Origin of the sequence: Desulfovibrio inopinatus DSM 10711, from assembly GCF_000429305.1 — a bacterium.
Taxonomy (GTDB): Bacteria; Desulfobacterota; Desulfovibrionia; order Desulfovibrionales; family Desulfovibrionaceae; genus Alteridesulfovibrio; species Alteridesulfovibrio inopinatus.
On record NZ_AUBP01000006.1, the window covers coordinates 58,860 to 73,687 of the forward strand.

General features: G+C 49.0%; 18 protein-coding genes. 15 read left to right on the plus strand and 3 right to left on the minus strand.

Annotated features, from left to right (window positions below):
• The first annotated feature begins 142 nt into the window (after nucleotides 1-142).
• From G451_RS0106500 to G451_RS0106530, 7 genes are all read left to right on the plus strand, one after another.
• Nucleotides 143-1,114: a chemotaxis protein gene (locus G451_RS0106500; protein ID WP_034641152.1), complete on the plus strand. Its 972-nt coding sequence runs from the start codon at nucleotides 143-145 to the stop codon at nucleotides 1,112-1,114.
• A 149-nt stretch (nucleotides 1,115-1,263) separates the two neighbouring features.
• On the plus strand, nucleotides 1,264-1,470 hold the full coding sequence (locus G451_RS0106505; protein WP_027183604.1) for a hypothetical protein: 207 nt from the start codon (nucleotides 1,264-1,266) through the stop codon (nucleotides 1,468-1,470).
• 65 nt (nucleotides 1,471-1,535) lie between these two features.
• Nucleotides 1,536-2,768 carry an ABC transporter permease gene (locus G451_RS0106510; RefSeq protein ID WP_027183605.1) on the plus strand — a complete coding sequence of 411 codons (1,233 nt, stop codon included), beginning with the start codon at nucleotides 1,536-1,538 and terminating at the stop codon, nucleotides 2,766-2,768.
• 74 nt (nucleotides 2,769-2,842) lie between these two features.
• Nucleotides 2,843-3,052, plus strand: a complete 210-nt coding sequence (locus tag G451_RS0106515; protein ID WP_027183606.1) for an SHOCT domain-containing protein — start codon at nucleotides 2,843-2,845, stop codon at nucleotides 3,050-3,052.
• Nucleotides 3,053-3,457: 405 nt separating this feature from the next.
• Nucleotides 3,458-4,027, plus strand: coding sequence for a UbiX family flavin prenyltransferase (locus G451_RS0106520; protein ID WP_027183607.1), 570 nt, complete (start codon nucleotides 3,458-3,460; stop codon nucleotides 4,025-4,027).
• A gap of 172 nt (nucleotides 4,028-4,199) precedes the next feature.
• Nucleotides 4,200-5,369 (plus strand): alcohol dehydrogenase-like regulatory protein ErcA, encoded by a 1,170-nt coding sequence (ercA, locus tag G451_RS0106525; protein ID WP_027183608.1) that lies wholly within the window; start codon nucleotides 4,200-4,202, stop codon nucleotides 5,367-5,369.
• Nucleotides 5,370-5,395: 26 nt separating this feature from the next.
• Complete coding sequence (locus G451_RS0106530) at nucleotides 5,396-5,872, plus strand: EVE domain-containing protein (protein ID WP_034641156.1); 477 nt, start codon at nucleotides 5,396-5,398, stop codon at nucleotides 5,870-5,872.
• Here the strand turns inward: G451_RS0106530 and G451_RS0106535 are convergent.
• A complete protein-coding gene (locus G451_RS0106535) occupies nucleotides 5,869-6,504 on the minus strand; it encodes a LysE family transporter (RefSeq protein ID WP_156921540.1) in 636 nt (211 codons plus the stop codon). The genes G451_RS0106530 and G451_RS0106535 overlap by 4 nt on opposite strands.
• Nucleotides 6,505-6,623: 119 nt before the next feature.
• Here G451_RS0106535 and G451_RS28065 point away from each other — a divergent pair, with 119 nt between their 5' ends.
• The 8 genes from G451_RS28065 (at nucleotide 6,624) to G451_RS0106575 (ending at nucleotide 13,622) form a co-directional block, all read left to right on the plus strand.
• The gene (locus G451_RS28065; protein ID WP_051261237.1) at nucleotides 6,624-8,018 is read left to right on the plus strand and encodes a mechanosensitive ion channel family protein; all 1,395 of its coding nucleotides are present in this window, start codon (nucleotides 6,624-6,626) and stop codon (nucleotides 8,016-8,018) included.
• A gap of 11 nt (nucleotides 8,019-8,029) precedes the next feature.
• The gene (locus G451_RS28070) at nucleotides 8,030-9,145 is read left to right on the plus strand and encodes a FapA family protein (protein WP_051261238.1); all 1,116 of its coding nucleotides are present in this window, start codon (nucleotides 8,030-8,032) and stop codon (nucleotides 9,143-9,145) included.
• Between the two features lie 178 nt (nucleotides 9,146-9,323).
• A complete protein-coding gene (locus G451_RS0106550) occupies nucleotides 9,324-10,079 on the plus strand; it encodes a motility protein A (RefSeq protein ID WP_027183611.1) in 756 nt (251 codons plus the stop codon).
• 21 nt (nucleotides 10,080-10,100) lie between these two features.
• On the plus strand, nucleotides 10,101-10,829 hold the full coding sequence (locus tag G451_RS0106555; RefSeq protein WP_027183612.1) for an OmpA/MotB family protein: 729 nt from the start codon (nucleotides 10,101-10,103) through the stop codon (nucleotides 10,827-10,829).
• A 7-nt stretch (nucleotides 10,830-10,836) separates the two neighbouring features.
• A complete protein-coding gene (locus G451_RS0106560) occupies nucleotides 10,837-11,610 on the plus strand; it encodes an OmpA/MotB family protein (protein WP_027183613.1) in 774 nt (257 codons plus the stop codon).
• A 165-nt stretch (nucleotides 11,611-11,775) separates the two neighbouring features.
• Entirely contained in the window at nucleotides 11,776-12,309 is a 534-nt protein-coding gene (locus G451_RS28075) for a CBS domain-containing protein (protein ID WP_051261239.1), read from the plus strand.
• Between the two features lie 6 nt (nucleotides 12,310-12,315).
• Nucleotides 12,316-12,747, plus strand: a complete 432-nt coding sequence (locus G451_RS0106570) for a C-GCAxxG-C-C family protein (RefSeq protein ID WP_027183614.1) — start codon at nucleotides 12,316-12,318, stop codon at nucleotides 12,745-12,747.
• Between the two features lie 98 nt (nucleotides 12,748-12,845).
• Nucleotides 12,846-13,622 carry a hypothetical protein gene (locus tag G451_RS0106575; protein WP_027183615.1) on the plus strand — a complete coding sequence of 259 codons (777 nt, stop codon included), beginning with the start codon at nucleotides 12,846-12,848 and terminating at the stop codon, nucleotides 13,620-13,622.
• 178 nt (nucleotides 13,623-13,800) lie between these two features.
• Here the strand turns inward: G451_RS0106575 and G451_RS0106580 are convergent, their stop codons facing one another.
• Complete coding sequence (locus tag G451_RS0106580; protein WP_027183616.1) at nucleotides 13,801-14,019, minus strand: hypothetical protein; 219 nt, start codon at nucleotides 14,017-14,019, stop codon at nucleotides 13,801-13,803.
• 46 nt (nucleotides 14,020-14,065) lie between these two features.
• Entirely contained in the window at nucleotides 14,066-14,743 is a 678-nt protein-coding gene (locus tag G451_RS0106585) for an NAD(P)-binding domain-containing protein (RefSeq protein ID WP_027183617.1), read from the minus strand.
• Between the last annotated feature and the right edge of the window lie 85 nt (nucleotides 14,744-14,828).

Consider the following 14,828-nt stretch of genomic DNA (forward strand, 5'->3'; position numbering starts at 1 on the left):
ATAGAAAAAAACGAACCGATCTGGTTCTGTCTGTAACGTGCGCAGGACTGTCTTTTTTTGCATTGCAGGAAAGCGATATTCGTTACTATAGAACGGACAAGCGATGTACAGAACGGCTGCCCGCAATCACAAGGAGATCATCATGGCGACACGCAATGAAGAGATATTACTTGAAGCAGGGACAAATGAATTAGAAGTCATTGAATTTTTAATACATGGCAAGGAAGACGGTTGTTTGGTTTCATCGTTCGGTGTGAATGTCGCAAAAGTTCTCGAAATTATGGAAGCCCCTCCGGGACTCCATCCTTCACCGGGTGCCACTCACCCCAGCTTCCTGGGTACCATACCTCTTCGTGAACACATCCTTCCCATTATCGACCTGAGTGTCTGGCTGGAAATAGACAGAACTCCGGCCAAACATGAACTCATTATCGTAACAGAATTCAACCAAACTGTGACAGGATTTCTTGTCTCCGATGTCACGCAAATCTACCGCGTTGCTTGGACGGACGTGTATCCTCCAAGCCAGATTGTTTCCAGCCAACCGACAAATTGCATTACCGGAACCATCCATTTTGATGATCATACCGTGCTCATGATCGACTTTGAGAAAATTATCAGTGAACTCGACAAAACGTTCGAGGGGCCACAAACATTTTCTCAACAGCAAGCATCACAACGATATCACGCAATGATTGTCGATGACTCTGGAACTATTCGAAATGTTATCGAAGACCGCTTTGCGCAAGCTAATTTTGCGGTGACAACCTTTAAAAACGGACGCGATGCATTGAACGCGCTGCTCGATATCAAAGAGGCGAGCTACAGCGGTGGAGTCGCCGTAACAGATGCCGTGAATATTATTATAGCAGATATTGAAATGCCGAGCATGGATGGATATACTTTGACAAAAAACATCAAAACCGACGAAGATTTACAACACATTCCCGTCATCCTTTTTTCTTCGCTTATCAGCGTTGCCAACCGCCGCAAAGGCGAAAGCGTCATGGCCGATGACCAAATCACCAAGCCCGAATTTCCAACTTTAGTTGAACGATCTCTAGCGCTTATCGAAAAATTCAAACAAAAAAGAGAACACCCGTTATCGGCATGATATGAAAGAGGAACACGAACAATTTCCTTGCGAATACATTGACGGAAGGATTTCTTGCTTTATCTGGAAAGCATGGTAGATAATAACAACACACTGATTTTTAGGGACGCCAGACTGGCATCATGACCGCGAACAAGGGTTGGAGCATTATGAAACCTCTCGCTTCGTTATCTAATGGACCGATTGAACCGGTCTCGGGCAGGTTTGTCGAAACGCAACGCATGATCAGCGAATATGTAATGGCGCGTAACAAACAGCGCAACGCAGAAATGCAGCGCATTGTGAACAGCGATAATATTCCAGATATTTTGTTTAAAGAAACGCTCAAGGGCTCCCTCGTTCGTACGACATCCTGATTGATTAGGATCTCGATAACGGCGTGTTGCCTTTTTCACGTCGTTATCGATAATGTCAATCCTGTATGTTCCAGCGATTTTTTACCGGGCTCGTCCTTGCCCGATCCTCATTAGTCACACATAAGCTGCGCACGGTTTTGGCCATGCTCGGTGTCTTCCTTGGAGCTTTTGCTCTCATTGGAGTCCAGCATATTTCTCTCGCCATGATGGCCAAAGCCGAACAGGAAACCGCCAAGCTCGGTGTGAATCTTATGGGGGCTGTCGCCGGCCAAATTCGATTTCGACGCAATGGGAGTGCAACGGGTTCCGGTCGGGATAAAACCTTTACCCTTGCCGATGCTACGGCGCTGAGCAATGGCCTGCCACAAGTGAGCGCGGCCGCTCCGTTTTTCAACAAAACAACCTCGGTTCGATTTGCCGGCATCAAAGTTTCCTGCCTGCTTATTGGGACCAACGCGCAATATCCTGAAGTACGAAATGCCCAGCCGGAATTCGGCCGCTTCTTCAGCCCCATGGAATACAATAGAAAATCCATGGTCTGTGTGCTGGGACGTACCATCGCCAACAAACTCTTTGGATCGCCCCGTGCCGCTTTGGGACAACGCATTTTTCTCTATCGCGCCGGACTCCGTGTTATCGGAGTTATGGAAGAAAAGGGATCGGATTTTACAGGTTCGGATCAAGATGAACAGATTTTCGTCCCTCTGACGACCTATATGCGCCGCTTGGCCAACGTCGACTTCATCACCGGGGTCTACCTTCAACTTCGAGATAGCGCGTCGTTTGCTCAAGCAAAACAAGATGCTGAAAAAATTTTACGCGTACGGCACCAAATCCCTCTCAACGGAAAGGATGACTTTTCGGTCTTGACGGCCCAAGACGCCATCCGTGTTCAAACGGAAGCGCTCGGCTTGGTAGAGACTCTCGGCGTCATCAGCTCAAGCCTCTCATTTGCCGTTGGAGGCCTCGGAATTCTCTCCATCATGATCCTCCTTGTGCGCAGCCGACGTCTTGAAATCGGTGTTCGCCGGGCCGTTGGAGCCAGGCGCCGCGACATAATACGACAATTTCTGCTCGAATCCGGCATCATGGCTGTTTTCGGCGGAGCGGCGGGTGTATTGGCCGCTTTGGTTTTACTTTCTATCGTCTATCCCTTGGCTGGATTTCCTCCAGTATATCAAATAGATCAAATTCTTGGTGCTCTCGTCGGCTCTGCCGCTTTGGGCCTGGTTGCCGGCGCGTACCCAGCATGGGTGGCTGCTCGTGTCGAAATTCTCGATGTTCTCCGTAACGGATAAGGCTTTTTCTTGCCTCCGTGCAGGATTTACGGCATCACCATCACACATGAGATTGAGACCTATAAGGAGCGACGATGCAAAAGATACTGGCAGTCCTTATTCCGGCTTTGGTACTGACCTCCATGCTCACCGCCTGCGGTGGAGGAGGAGCAAAAAGCAGACAAGAAGTTCGTACAACCACGGTTGGTCGCGAACTCATGGACCTTGAACAAGCTAAAAATCAAGGCGCCATCACACAAGACGAATATGAGAAGCTGAAGAAAAAAATTATCAAAGGTAATTAAGGCACGCTTCTGTATTGAGTCTGCTTCTCTGTAGGCATTGACGACGCCATACCAAGCTCGGAAATGCAAACTTTGGACCCTATACTGTTATGAGACCGACGATGCACGTTGTCTCTGCCTCTCGATATCCAAGCCTTTCGTCGGGAGACATTTTCATTGTGCGCTGAAATACTATCGGTATGCAATACACATTGAGTTATCGAATGCTCAAGAGATCCTTCGGACAAAATTTAACGTTCATACCGTAACACAGCTCTTTGCCGAAGAGTATTCCTTCAGGAACATGTGTGCGCCGCATTCCGCAGTGAAAAATCTTCAGACCATGCAGATAGTATACCGCCGTATCCTCTCGTTTAGAGTGGCCTTTATCTCAACAACTCGGTGTCACACAATCGGGAGTCCCTCATGAACCGTCTCATTATTGGTATTTCCGGAGCAAGCGGCGTTATTTATGGCGTCCGTATCCTCGAAGTATTGCGCCATATCCCCACCGTGGAAACACACCTCGTTATCAGCCACGGAGCAGCCGTGACGTTGAGCCTTGAGACCGATCGTAATATTGAGGATGTGCAAGCCCTGGCCGATGTCGTCTACGACAACGCCAATTTGGCCGCCGCTATTTCAAGCGGATCATTTCGCATGCTCGGCATGACCGTCATGCCCTGTTCCATGAAAAGTCTGGCGCAGATTGCGTTGTCACTCAATGACAACCTCTTGACCAGAGCGGCTGATGTGACACTGAAAGAAAGGCGTAAACTTGTCCTTGTTCCCCGTGAAACACCGTTACATCTTGGCCACTTACGCCATATGACTGCCGTCACAGAAATGGGAGCGGTCATTTTGCCACCTGTTCCTTCCTTTTACCATGGGCCACAAACACTCATGGACGTCGTGGACCAGACCGTCGGGAAAGTGCTCGATCAATTCGGTATCGAACATAATCTTTTTCAACGTTGGGGTGGGCCGAGCGCGTAATGCCCCATATTTTTTATACTCCCTCTGGACAGGCTTTGCCAACCATGTGATTATGGTTCGGTGTACTCATTTCTTCTTCTCAGTCACACGCACGGGACAACGATGCCGAATCGAAATGGGGAACAGATGCCTCCCAGTATCGAAGCCCCTCAAACGCATTGTGGGTGAAGCGATGAATCAGCCATTAGTCCTTGAATTACGACGTTTTATGGCTCCAGAATTTATTTTTGGCGCTGGCGCTTTGGATCTGGCAGGACGTCATGCCGCCCGGTTGGGAGCACAACGTGTCTTTGTCGTGACAGATCCAGGCGTGATCTCCTCGGGATGGGCCGGCCGTGTGGTCACAAGTCTTGAAGATGAAGGTCTTGAATCAGTCATTTTCGACAACGTCAGTCCCAACCCCCGTGACGAGCAAGTTATGGAGGCGGTCGCTGAATATAAGGAAGCCGAATGCGATGCCATTGTCGCCGTGGGGGGCGGATCTCCCATGGATTTGGGGAAAGGTGTCGGCGTCGTTATTGCTGGAGGAAAACACATCCTCACGTATGAGGGAGTCGACAAAATTACTTCCTCAGGCCCCCCCCTGATATGTATTCCAACCACGGCTGGCACATCGGCTGATGTCTCCCAGTTCACAATCATCACCGATACAAGCCGTAATCTCAAAGTCGCAATCGTCAGCAAAACTTTGATACCTAACGTGGCGCTCATCGATCCCGTTCCGACGACGAGCCTGCCGCAGCACCTCACCGCGCATACCGGGCTTGATGCCTTAACCCACGCCATTGAAGCATATGTATCCACAGCGCATTCCCCGACGACCGATCTATTTGCCATTGAGTCCATAAAATATATCAAAGCCAACCTCATTTCGGCGATGACACATCCCATGGATCTCGACCTGCGTGGGGGAATGGTCCTCGGCAGTCTGTATGCCGGTCTCGCTTTTTCCAACGCAATTTTGGGCGCGGTGCACGCCATGGCACATAGTCTGGGGGGACTGCTCGACCTTCCCCATGGTCAGTGCAATGCCATTTTACTTGATCATGTCATCCGCAACAACTTTGAAGCCTGCCCGAGTCGCTACATAGATATCGCGCGCGCTTTGGGAACCGAAATTCCGAGCGACCTCTCCCTCAATGAACAAAAAACACGTGTCGTCGATCTTGTCCGTGAGTTCAAATATGCGGCTGGGGTCAAAGACCACTTAGGGAATCTCGGTGTCACCGAAAACGAATTGCCCGCCTTGGCAAAAAGCGCACTGCGCGACCCATGCATGGCCACGAACCCTCGTCCTCTGACTGAGGACGACATCGTTACCATATTTAGACAGGCGCTCTAGACGACATATCACGAGCAAGGAGCATCATGACGAGGTATTGGCTCATAAAAACGGAACCGGGCTGTTATTCCATACAAGATTTTGCCCGTGACCGAATAACATCATGGGATGGTGTGCGGAATTACCAAGCTCGAAACTTCATGAAGGATGACATGCGCCACGGCGACATGGTGCTTTTTTATCACAGCGTTACCAACCCCTCTGTTGTCGGATTAGCGCGTGTGGTGAAAGAAGCCTACCCAGATCATACAGCGTTTGACCCAGAAGACCGACACTTCGATCCTCGTTCGACACCGGAAAAACCACGCTGGTTCATGGTGGATATCGAATTCGTCTCCCAATTCCCCCGTCCAATTCCTCTCAAGGAACTCCGTCGGACACCGGGCTTAGAGGACATGGAACTCTTGCGCAAAGGCTCACGTCTATCCGTCATGCCGGTCAGTGAAGAAGCATTTTCCATCATCATTGAACTGGCCAAGGAAAACGACAACGCCAAAGATTAAAAATCGACACCGAAAGCTTTGAGGCCGTCCCGCGCAAAAAGAAAGGCAAACACGAACAAGGATACACCAAGTACCCGCATCACAAGGAGATATCCCGAACTTCTCAATACATGCTTGAAACGAGCGGCAATACACGCCAGACCGGATTTTGCAAGGACAATGCACGTGTAGAAAGCCACGAGAAAGGCAATAGGCCCGGCGAATCCGTGTTCTGCACTTTTGACAAGCATGGGGGCACCGACCAGTGCCCAAAACATATAGGGATGCGGATTTAATAGATTGACGATAATAGCTTTTTTTAATGAACCGGGCGTAGCCTGCGGCGTTTCGGCATCAACGCCAGCAAAACGAAGACAGTCAAGACCATAATGGACAAGCATGGCTGCACCAGCAAGACTGATGGCTCCAAGCAGCGTGGGATGCTCCGCAATCGCCGTCATAAAACAAAGGCTCAACACAATAATCGGGCCATCAGTTAAAAGCGGTGCCACTGCGACTTTAAGACCTTCACGCAGATTATGCGCCAATGTCTGCGCCAAGACGAGAGAAAACATCGGACCAGGCGCAATCCCTGCGGACAGCCCCAGGGCTGCACCGGCGACAACGGCCGTAGAGACGATCGAAAACATCATAATATTTGCGTGGGCTGGAGTTTTGTAAAGCAAACACAGTGCCTTATTGCTGGATTGCATAAAAACATCTATAGTTACACCGTATTCCGTGCCAATATTCCAGGATAGGATAAAAAACAATGGCGAACCCCAGCTATCGGGAGACGATTGTTATCTATGCGACACAGGTCAAAGCGTTTTTGGCCAATTCCGTTTTGACCGATGCGCTCACCGAACAAATCGTTATTGGTGCGATCGCTCTTGGCATTGGTTGGGGGATTGGTCATCTCGTTCGCCTACGTCTCCAACGCATTCACAAGACTCATACCAGCGAAGCATTCCGCGCGATTGCCAAGGTCGGTACAACGGCCATCTGTCCTGTTTTTGCAGCGCTCACACTCCAAATCGTAACACATATAGCCAGAACCAAAGGACTTGATGTCCTCTTCTTAGAAGGGTTGAAGAGTCTATGCTGGGCGTTCGTACTTGTACGAACGGTCGGAGCAATTTTTTGGGCAGAGCCGTGGGTACGACAACTCGCATTGGTGGCCTGGTTTATTGCGGCATTGCATATTGGCGGCTTGCTTCACCCCATGCTGGCTGTCCTCGACAGCATTGCTTTGCCCTTTAATAACATGCGTATCTCACTGCTCGAGGTCATCAAGACCGGCCTTCTGCTTGTGTTCCTTATTCCACTTTCGAATATTCTCTCTCAATTTTTTTCAAAAAAAATTGATCGGATGACGGAATTTTCCCCGTCTATGCGTGTGCTTTTCGGCAAACTGTTCCATGTGAGTCTTTATACGGTCTCCATTCTGCTCGCCCTCAACATGGTAGGGCTCAATATGCGCTTGTTGACCATGTTTGGAGGAGCTCTCGGTCTTGGAGTCGGTTTCGGTCTGCAACGTGTAGTGTCCAACTTGGTGAGCGGCTTGATTCTTCTCCTCGACAACTCCATCAAACCCGGCGATGTCATTGAGGTCGAAGGGGTCTACGGCTGGATAGAATCGCTGAATGCCCGCTACGCCTCGGTAGTGACCCGAGACGGAACGTCTTATCTCATCCCGAACGATGAACTCATCACGAACAAGGTGATTAACTGGACGTACAGCGGAGCCGGTTTACGTATCAAAATCCCGCTTGGTGTCGCCTATGAAGCCGATGTCCCGAAAGCGATGGCACTTATGGAAGAATGTGCTCTGAAATATGATCGCGTTCTCAAGACCCCACGGCCGGCAACTCGGCTCAAGGCGTTCGGGACGAGTGCGGTGGAATTGGAACTGCGAATGTGGATTCGGGATCCACAAAACGGAATCGCTAACATTAAAAGCACGGTCCAACTCGCCATTTGGGATGCTTTTCATGAAAACAATATCACGCTTCCCTTCGCGCAACGTGATGTTCACATCAAAAACGGCTCAGAATTGTCGGTCAGGGTTGTTGCAGAAAATGCACAAAAAGGCCAAGAAAAAGAGCACCCGGAAACAATACAGACACAATCCAATGCTATTTTTGACACAGCCAACCAGACATGAAGCGAAGCAACATGCCCTACTATCTTAAACATTTCTTTGAACCGAACGCTGGCGGGGGCCATATCAAACCAAAAGAACTCGCCAATGGTAGAGTGGATTTGTTTGATTTAGGATATGTTCAAAATGTTATCGTAGATCAACTGCTTATTGAGATACAGCCATTGGAAAAGGTCGATAAAGCGACCGTCGATAAACGCTTCATAACCCCCAAAAAAGCCTTTCCCCCTCATGTGAATTGCAAGGTCAATCCTCAAAATCCGAACCAACTTCTCGCGGCCATTAATGGTCACATTTATTACGATGACAAAACTTTGACTGTTAAGGATGGCGTTCACGTCAAGGGTGACGTGGATTTTCATGTCGGAAATATCCTTTTTGTTGGTGATGTTGTCATTGATGGGAATGTTCTCAGCGGATTTACGGTCAAAGCACGCAATATCCGCGTCAAAGGCTGCATTTCCGGGGCGACGATTTCGGCCATGGGCTACATTGTTACGGATTGCGGGATAAAAGGAGCCGGGAACGGAGAGCTTGAAGCACACGGTAATATTCGCGCTCCATATGCTGAAAACGTTCTCCTTTCTGCCGGAGAAAATATCCTGCTTGATGGATCCAGTATGCATTCGGATCTGTACGCTGGCAAAAAAATTGCAATAAAAGGTCGTTTAGTAGGAGGGGACATTTACTGCAAGGATTCGGTTTATATCGGAGAGCGCCTCGGAGGAGGCATCGGCACAACGACGACCATCATTTTAGGCTATGATCCCCTGTTGTTGCGCAAGGCGATGACTCTTCAATATAAAATCGATTCTTTACGTGAACGGTACGAATATTTTTTCAAGCAAACACAAAAGAATGAAGAAGCAGCCGTTGACTTCGAGAACAAATTGTCGGGTATGAAGCGAAAATTGCGTGCATTGCAAGGTCAACAGGAAAAACTTTGGAAACAAATTGTTCCCTCTAGTGACCTTTCTTCATGTCGATTAATTATTCACGGCACACTGCACCCCGGTGTCGAAGTGAGTATTGGGTCCGCATACATGAAAGTGGATGACTTTTTCGAAAATGTTGTCCTTCGCCTTGCCGGGAAGGATATCGTCATAGAACCGCACCAAAGTGCCAAATGAGCAGTTTTCAAGAGCGCGGCATTCATGTAGGAGCATGAAGTCATGCATTGAGGGCTGTATTTTAACCCAATTTGTCAAACGGAAGCTGGCTGTGTCACACTGCCAGCAAGAATTTTCAACACTGCGGACTCTTACAACATGGTTGTGTATCCGCAGAAAAGGGGTCTGCGAGTAACGTATGGATATCGGAACCGTAATCGGTATCGTCCTGGCTATGGGCCTCATTATCGGGGCCATCATGCTTGGCGGCTCGATAGGCGCCTTCATCGACATCCCTTCCATTCTCATCGTTGTCGGTGGCGTTTTTGCCTGTGCCTTCATCATGTTTCCTATAAAGGCCGTTATCGGGTCCATCAAAGTCCTTATGAAGACTATCTTCGCCAAAAGCCCCGACCCGAGTGAACAAATACGTAAAGTCGTGCAGCTCGCTGATATCGCACGCAGACAAGGCCTCGTCGAACTCGAAAAAGCTCCGGTTGATGATGCGTTTCTCAAAAAAGGCGTTATGCTTGTCTCCGGGGGCACCGAAGAACGTTTGGTCCACTCCATTCTCGATAATGAAATCAGCTATATGCGCCAGCGCCACCTCAAAAACCAGGGTGTTTTCAAGAAAATGGGTGAAATGGCTCCGGCGTTCGGGATGATCGGCACACTTATCGGTCTCGTTCAGATGTTGCAGAACCTCAACGACCCTTCGGCCATTGGCCCTGCTATGGCCGTTGCTTTGTTGACGACATTTTACGGATCAGTCCTGGCCAACGTTATTTTTCTTCCTCTTGCCAAAAAACTTGAAGAACGGTCCGAAGAAGAAATTTTGTATCTTGAAATTCTCATGGAAGGCGTTCTTTCCATACTCAACGGCGACCACCCGACCATCATCAAGGAAAAGCTTGAAGCTTTCCTGGCCCCTATGATGCGTGAGAACCAAGAATAACGTCAGCGAGGCGAAGACGTTATGGGAAAGAAAAAAGATGCACCCGCAGAAGAAGGGTTACCCCTGTGGATGGCCACATTTGCCGATATGGTCACCCTCCTGCTCACTTTTTTTGTTCTGCTGTTGTCTTTTGCCAACCAGGACATTGTCATGTTCAAAGATATTATGGGGTCCATTCAAAATGCGCTGGGTGTGCGCGTTGAGCGCCAACAAGCGGAATACCTTTTAGAATCGCCTTCATACACGCCACAGGAAGGAAAAAAGACGATTGTTCAAGAACAGCGTATGTTGAAAGCCATGGCTGTTCGCATCAAAGATTCTCTTCAGGAAGACAGCAAACTACGCCGTTCGACGGGTGTTGTGGCCGATCGAAATGGAGTCCTTGTCCAAATAGACAGCAACGCGGTGTTCGATCCCAACTCAACGGAATTGACCTCGACCGGCAAAGTTTTTCTCGATAAAATGTATGCTGTATTTCGGGAATACAACTACAACCTTGTTGTACGCGGCCATACAGACAACTCCCAATCAAAATCCTCGGTCTATCCCTCCAATTGGGAACTCTCTGCTGCCCGTGCCTCAGCCGCTGTACGTTTTCTTCTCGACAAAGGCGGCATCAGTCCTTCACGAGTGAAAGCCGTCGGATATGCCGATACCCGCCCTATTGCTCCTAATGACTCTCCCCAAAATAGAGCGAAAAACAACCGCGTAGAATTTTACATGTATCGGCCAACGGAAAAAGCCTGGTAGCAAACGTATGGCAGCGAAAAAAAATAAAGAAGAAGACAAAGAACCCGTCGTTATCGTTAAAGAGAAAGCGGGACCGCCCCCTGCTGAAGGCCTTCCTCTGTGGATGGCAACGTACTCGGATATGGTCACACTCCTGTTGACCTTTTTTGTTTTGCTCTTGACTTTTGCCAACATGGATGCGGAGAAATTCAAGGCGTCAATGGGGTCAATCCAAAAAGCGCTCGGCATCCAAACCAAAGATGTCATGGCGTTGGAAGTCCCATACTCATCCGTTAAATATGAACGGAAAGACATTGAGCTGACGAAAAAAGAACGGAAAATTCTCGATCTCATGCTTGGTGTCAAAGCGCTTATTGAGGAAGAACTGGAGAATGACCAAAGTACGACCGTCTCGCATGATCCCGACGGCGTGATGCAACGTGTGGATGGCGAGGCGATGTTTGCTCCAGGCTCGGCAACCCTCAAACCGCAGTCCAAACGCTTGCTTGATGTCGTCGCGAAAGTCATGAAAAAGACGAACGTCAACCTGATTATCAGCGGGCATACCGATGATCGCCCTCTGAAATCCGCAAAATTTCCTTCCAATTGGGAATTGTCTGCCGCTCGAGCTGCGGCGGCGCTTCGCTATCTCACCGAAGTACAGCACATCGATCCAGGAAGAATGAAGGCCGTCGGCTATGCCGGGACACGCCCTCTCGTGCCTAACGATTCCGAACAGAACCGCGAACGGAATAACCGCGTCGACTTCCATTATCAGCGTCCTGACCTCGGCAACTGGTAATCGTATTTACAAATCCCGCCAAGAGGATTTAGTAAAGAGGCCAAGACGGTTTTGCCCGAATGGTCGTGGCTTCGCAGGCCCACGGCAGTGTCCTCTGCTGTGCTGGCTTGCCCGTCGCCTGTTGCTCAATGTCATGAAGACGCTCTCCGCGCCCTGGAGTCTCTAATGAAAGCGAAAGTAATGATGACCACCGTGGTTGCCGTGGTAGATCCTGATGAAAACTTGGAACACATTCTGTGCCGCTGCTCTCATCTCCATCCCAGTGAACTGTATGTCCTCGACAATGAGCAACGACTGTTGGGTGTCATCTCTCCATTCGATATTTTGAAAACAATGGCTCCATTTTATCTTAATAGCCATTTGTCCCAAGCTTTGCCCGACGATATTACCGCCGTCAAACACCGCTTCGAAAATGTCAAAGGCCAATGCGCCCGTGATATCATGACCACAGATGTTGCCACATGTCATCCCGACGACCACGGTTTTACCGTTTATCTTAAACTCGTCGAAGAACGTGTACACGTCATCCCTGTCGTACGGCGCAACGGTGTTATGGTTGGAAAAATCAGCCGACTGAATCTCATCGAATACTTATCCAAAACCGTGAACTGTAGCTGCCCTTTTTCACACGCTCGCATCGACCTGAAAACACTCGGCCAAGACAACGACACACTGCCTCCTCCCCAAAACGGAGCTTGATAGGACATGGACAGAACTGCCCAGGCCATTGCATGTTACAAAGACGGATTTCATTGTTCCCAAGCCGTCTTATCAGCGTTTGCCGATGTTGTCGGCCTTGACGACAAAACAGCACTCAAACTGTCGGCTGGATTTGCCGGAGGATGCGGTCGAGCAGAAATGTGCGGCGCGGTTGCGGCCGCCTTAATCGTCATCAGTCTCAAGTACGGAAAGGATACACCGAAAGATCGCCTTGCCGATCGCAGAACTTTTGAGCGGGTGCGCGCATTTTCCGAAAAGTTTGAAGCAAAAAACGGCACCCTCAAATGTAAAAACCTTCTCGGATTCGATATTTCAACACGAGAAGGTCGTAAAGAAGCAGCCAAAGGAAAGGTCTTCTCCACACGATGTCCCGGTTTTGTTGCCGATGCCGTGGAGATCCTGCAAGAAATTCTTTAAGAGACAACCTGAAGGGCAAAATCACGTCGACATCGAAAAGCCGGTGTCGACGTTTTTCTCAGTCAACGGGTATGCACCGACAAAAAGGAGATACCTTCATGTCTAAAGCCTGGATTCGTGAAAAGCGTCCTCAATTCGTCCGCGATATGCTCCGCGACTTTTGCTTATCCGTGGAAATCCTGGAAGGTCAGTTCGAACGTTTCGACAATGAAGGCGTCGTCCAATTCGATGTGTTGCGACAACTTCTCGGCGTCGGCATGAACAAAGGCCTGCTATGGAGACTCAAAGACACCTGTCACCACCTCTTTCAGGAAGATCCGGATGGTACTACAGTAGGCCGCTTCCTTGACTGGTGTATTGGTTACATATTCCATGAAAGTATGAAGCTGAAGGAAGATGCCTATCAACAACAGAATTACGGCCCTCGTCTCCGCAAACTCATGGCCACCGCGCCGGATACCAACCACATTGAACATATCATCAGCATGGAATTGTTCGAAGTGCTTGATCAAACCAAAGAAAGCATCAGCCGTGAAATTCGACGTATTCGATTCATGATTGCCGAATGCCGTAAGATGTTACCGCTGTTTCTAGAAGGGCACGAGTCCAACATCCTTCTCGCCCGTTTTCTCTTCGATCAAAATACCCTCGTTCATAAGATTCTTGGAGATGCGTATCACGAGGTCATCCGAGCGGTTTATAAAGAAACCCCGGAAATGCTCTATGTGCGCGCATCGCAAAGCCTGCGCACAGGCGGATGGATGGAACATGCCGCCGAGGCCGTGGATGAAGCCTACAATCTGGCGCCGAATAATCCCTTGGTGACACGAGAAAAACATATTCTCGATATCTGGATAAGCCGACTCAATACATAATCGACCAGCATTTGTTCGTCCCTTTAAACGAAAAGTGTATGAGAAAGGAAGCTCCGCTTTTATCTGTGTTTTGCACATAAAAAAAGAGAGGCACACGAGTACCTCTCTCTCGAATTTGCCTAGGAGAAACGAACATATCCTCTCAACACGTTCTGGAGAAACATCATTCCATTTCTGTCTAGACAAGTAATTCTTCGGGAACGCCTTTGTTCAAAAAAGCCCGTCGTAATGTATTGGATTTACTTTTCCCGCTGATGAATCGCGACACCATGGACGGGGTAATATTCAGATCCTGTGCGATCTTCTTTTTTTCAATTCCATGATATACCATCCAGCACTGCAGTGCCGTATTGCGATCCACCTTATCGAGATCAAGCTCCATAAGTTTGGGGGCCATGAATATCTTCTCCCTTATCTCCCTTAAATAGCCAGCTAGTACAAAACTAATAAACACCAGCAAACTGCGATGTAGACGAATGCGGACCGGCCAACGTATCAAAATACGCGGAAAAAATGCCAAGTAAATTGTCTGCATCGACAGTCTCAGCAAAAGGGGATGCTGAAATTTTTTCTTTTCCTTCAAGATACGTTTGTCGAACCCTGGTCTCCAAGAACTCGCATATCTGAACAGCAAAATGGGAAGAGCCAACCGGTCCCAAGTGCAGCACCGGACAAAATCGACGTAGGCAGAGGAAAAAACTTTTCAGTCTACTCATGGCATTCTCGCTTCCTCCAACGAGATACACGCTATGTGAAGCGTTGGTGCCGATGTCGAAATAATCAGTCCCAACAGACTCAACATCACGAGCCCGCCGCTGACTTTGGGCCGGTTCCGAGTGGCTGCTATCAAGCACGACATCCCCGACCCGAAGAATTGGTTTAAGAAATGGCAAATACACGTCCACAATACGGCTCTGTGGCAACATAAACCAGAAGACACGCGGTTCATCTTCCTCCATCTCATCAAGCTGAGACGGAGAAATAACCGTTGCATCAGTCAGGTTTGTCGCTACGTCGCCGTATGCCGACACATCACAAATAACGACATCCACCTCAGCTTGGGCAAGCCGCTTCCAGGTCAACAGGTCGTGTCGGGTATTGGCAAACAAAATGATTTTCATGAAAGAACCGCTTTTCTTGGGTTGAGGGAAGAGAAAACAACCGCAGGCTCACATGACCATATGGGTTGTGTGGAAGCCGGTCGAA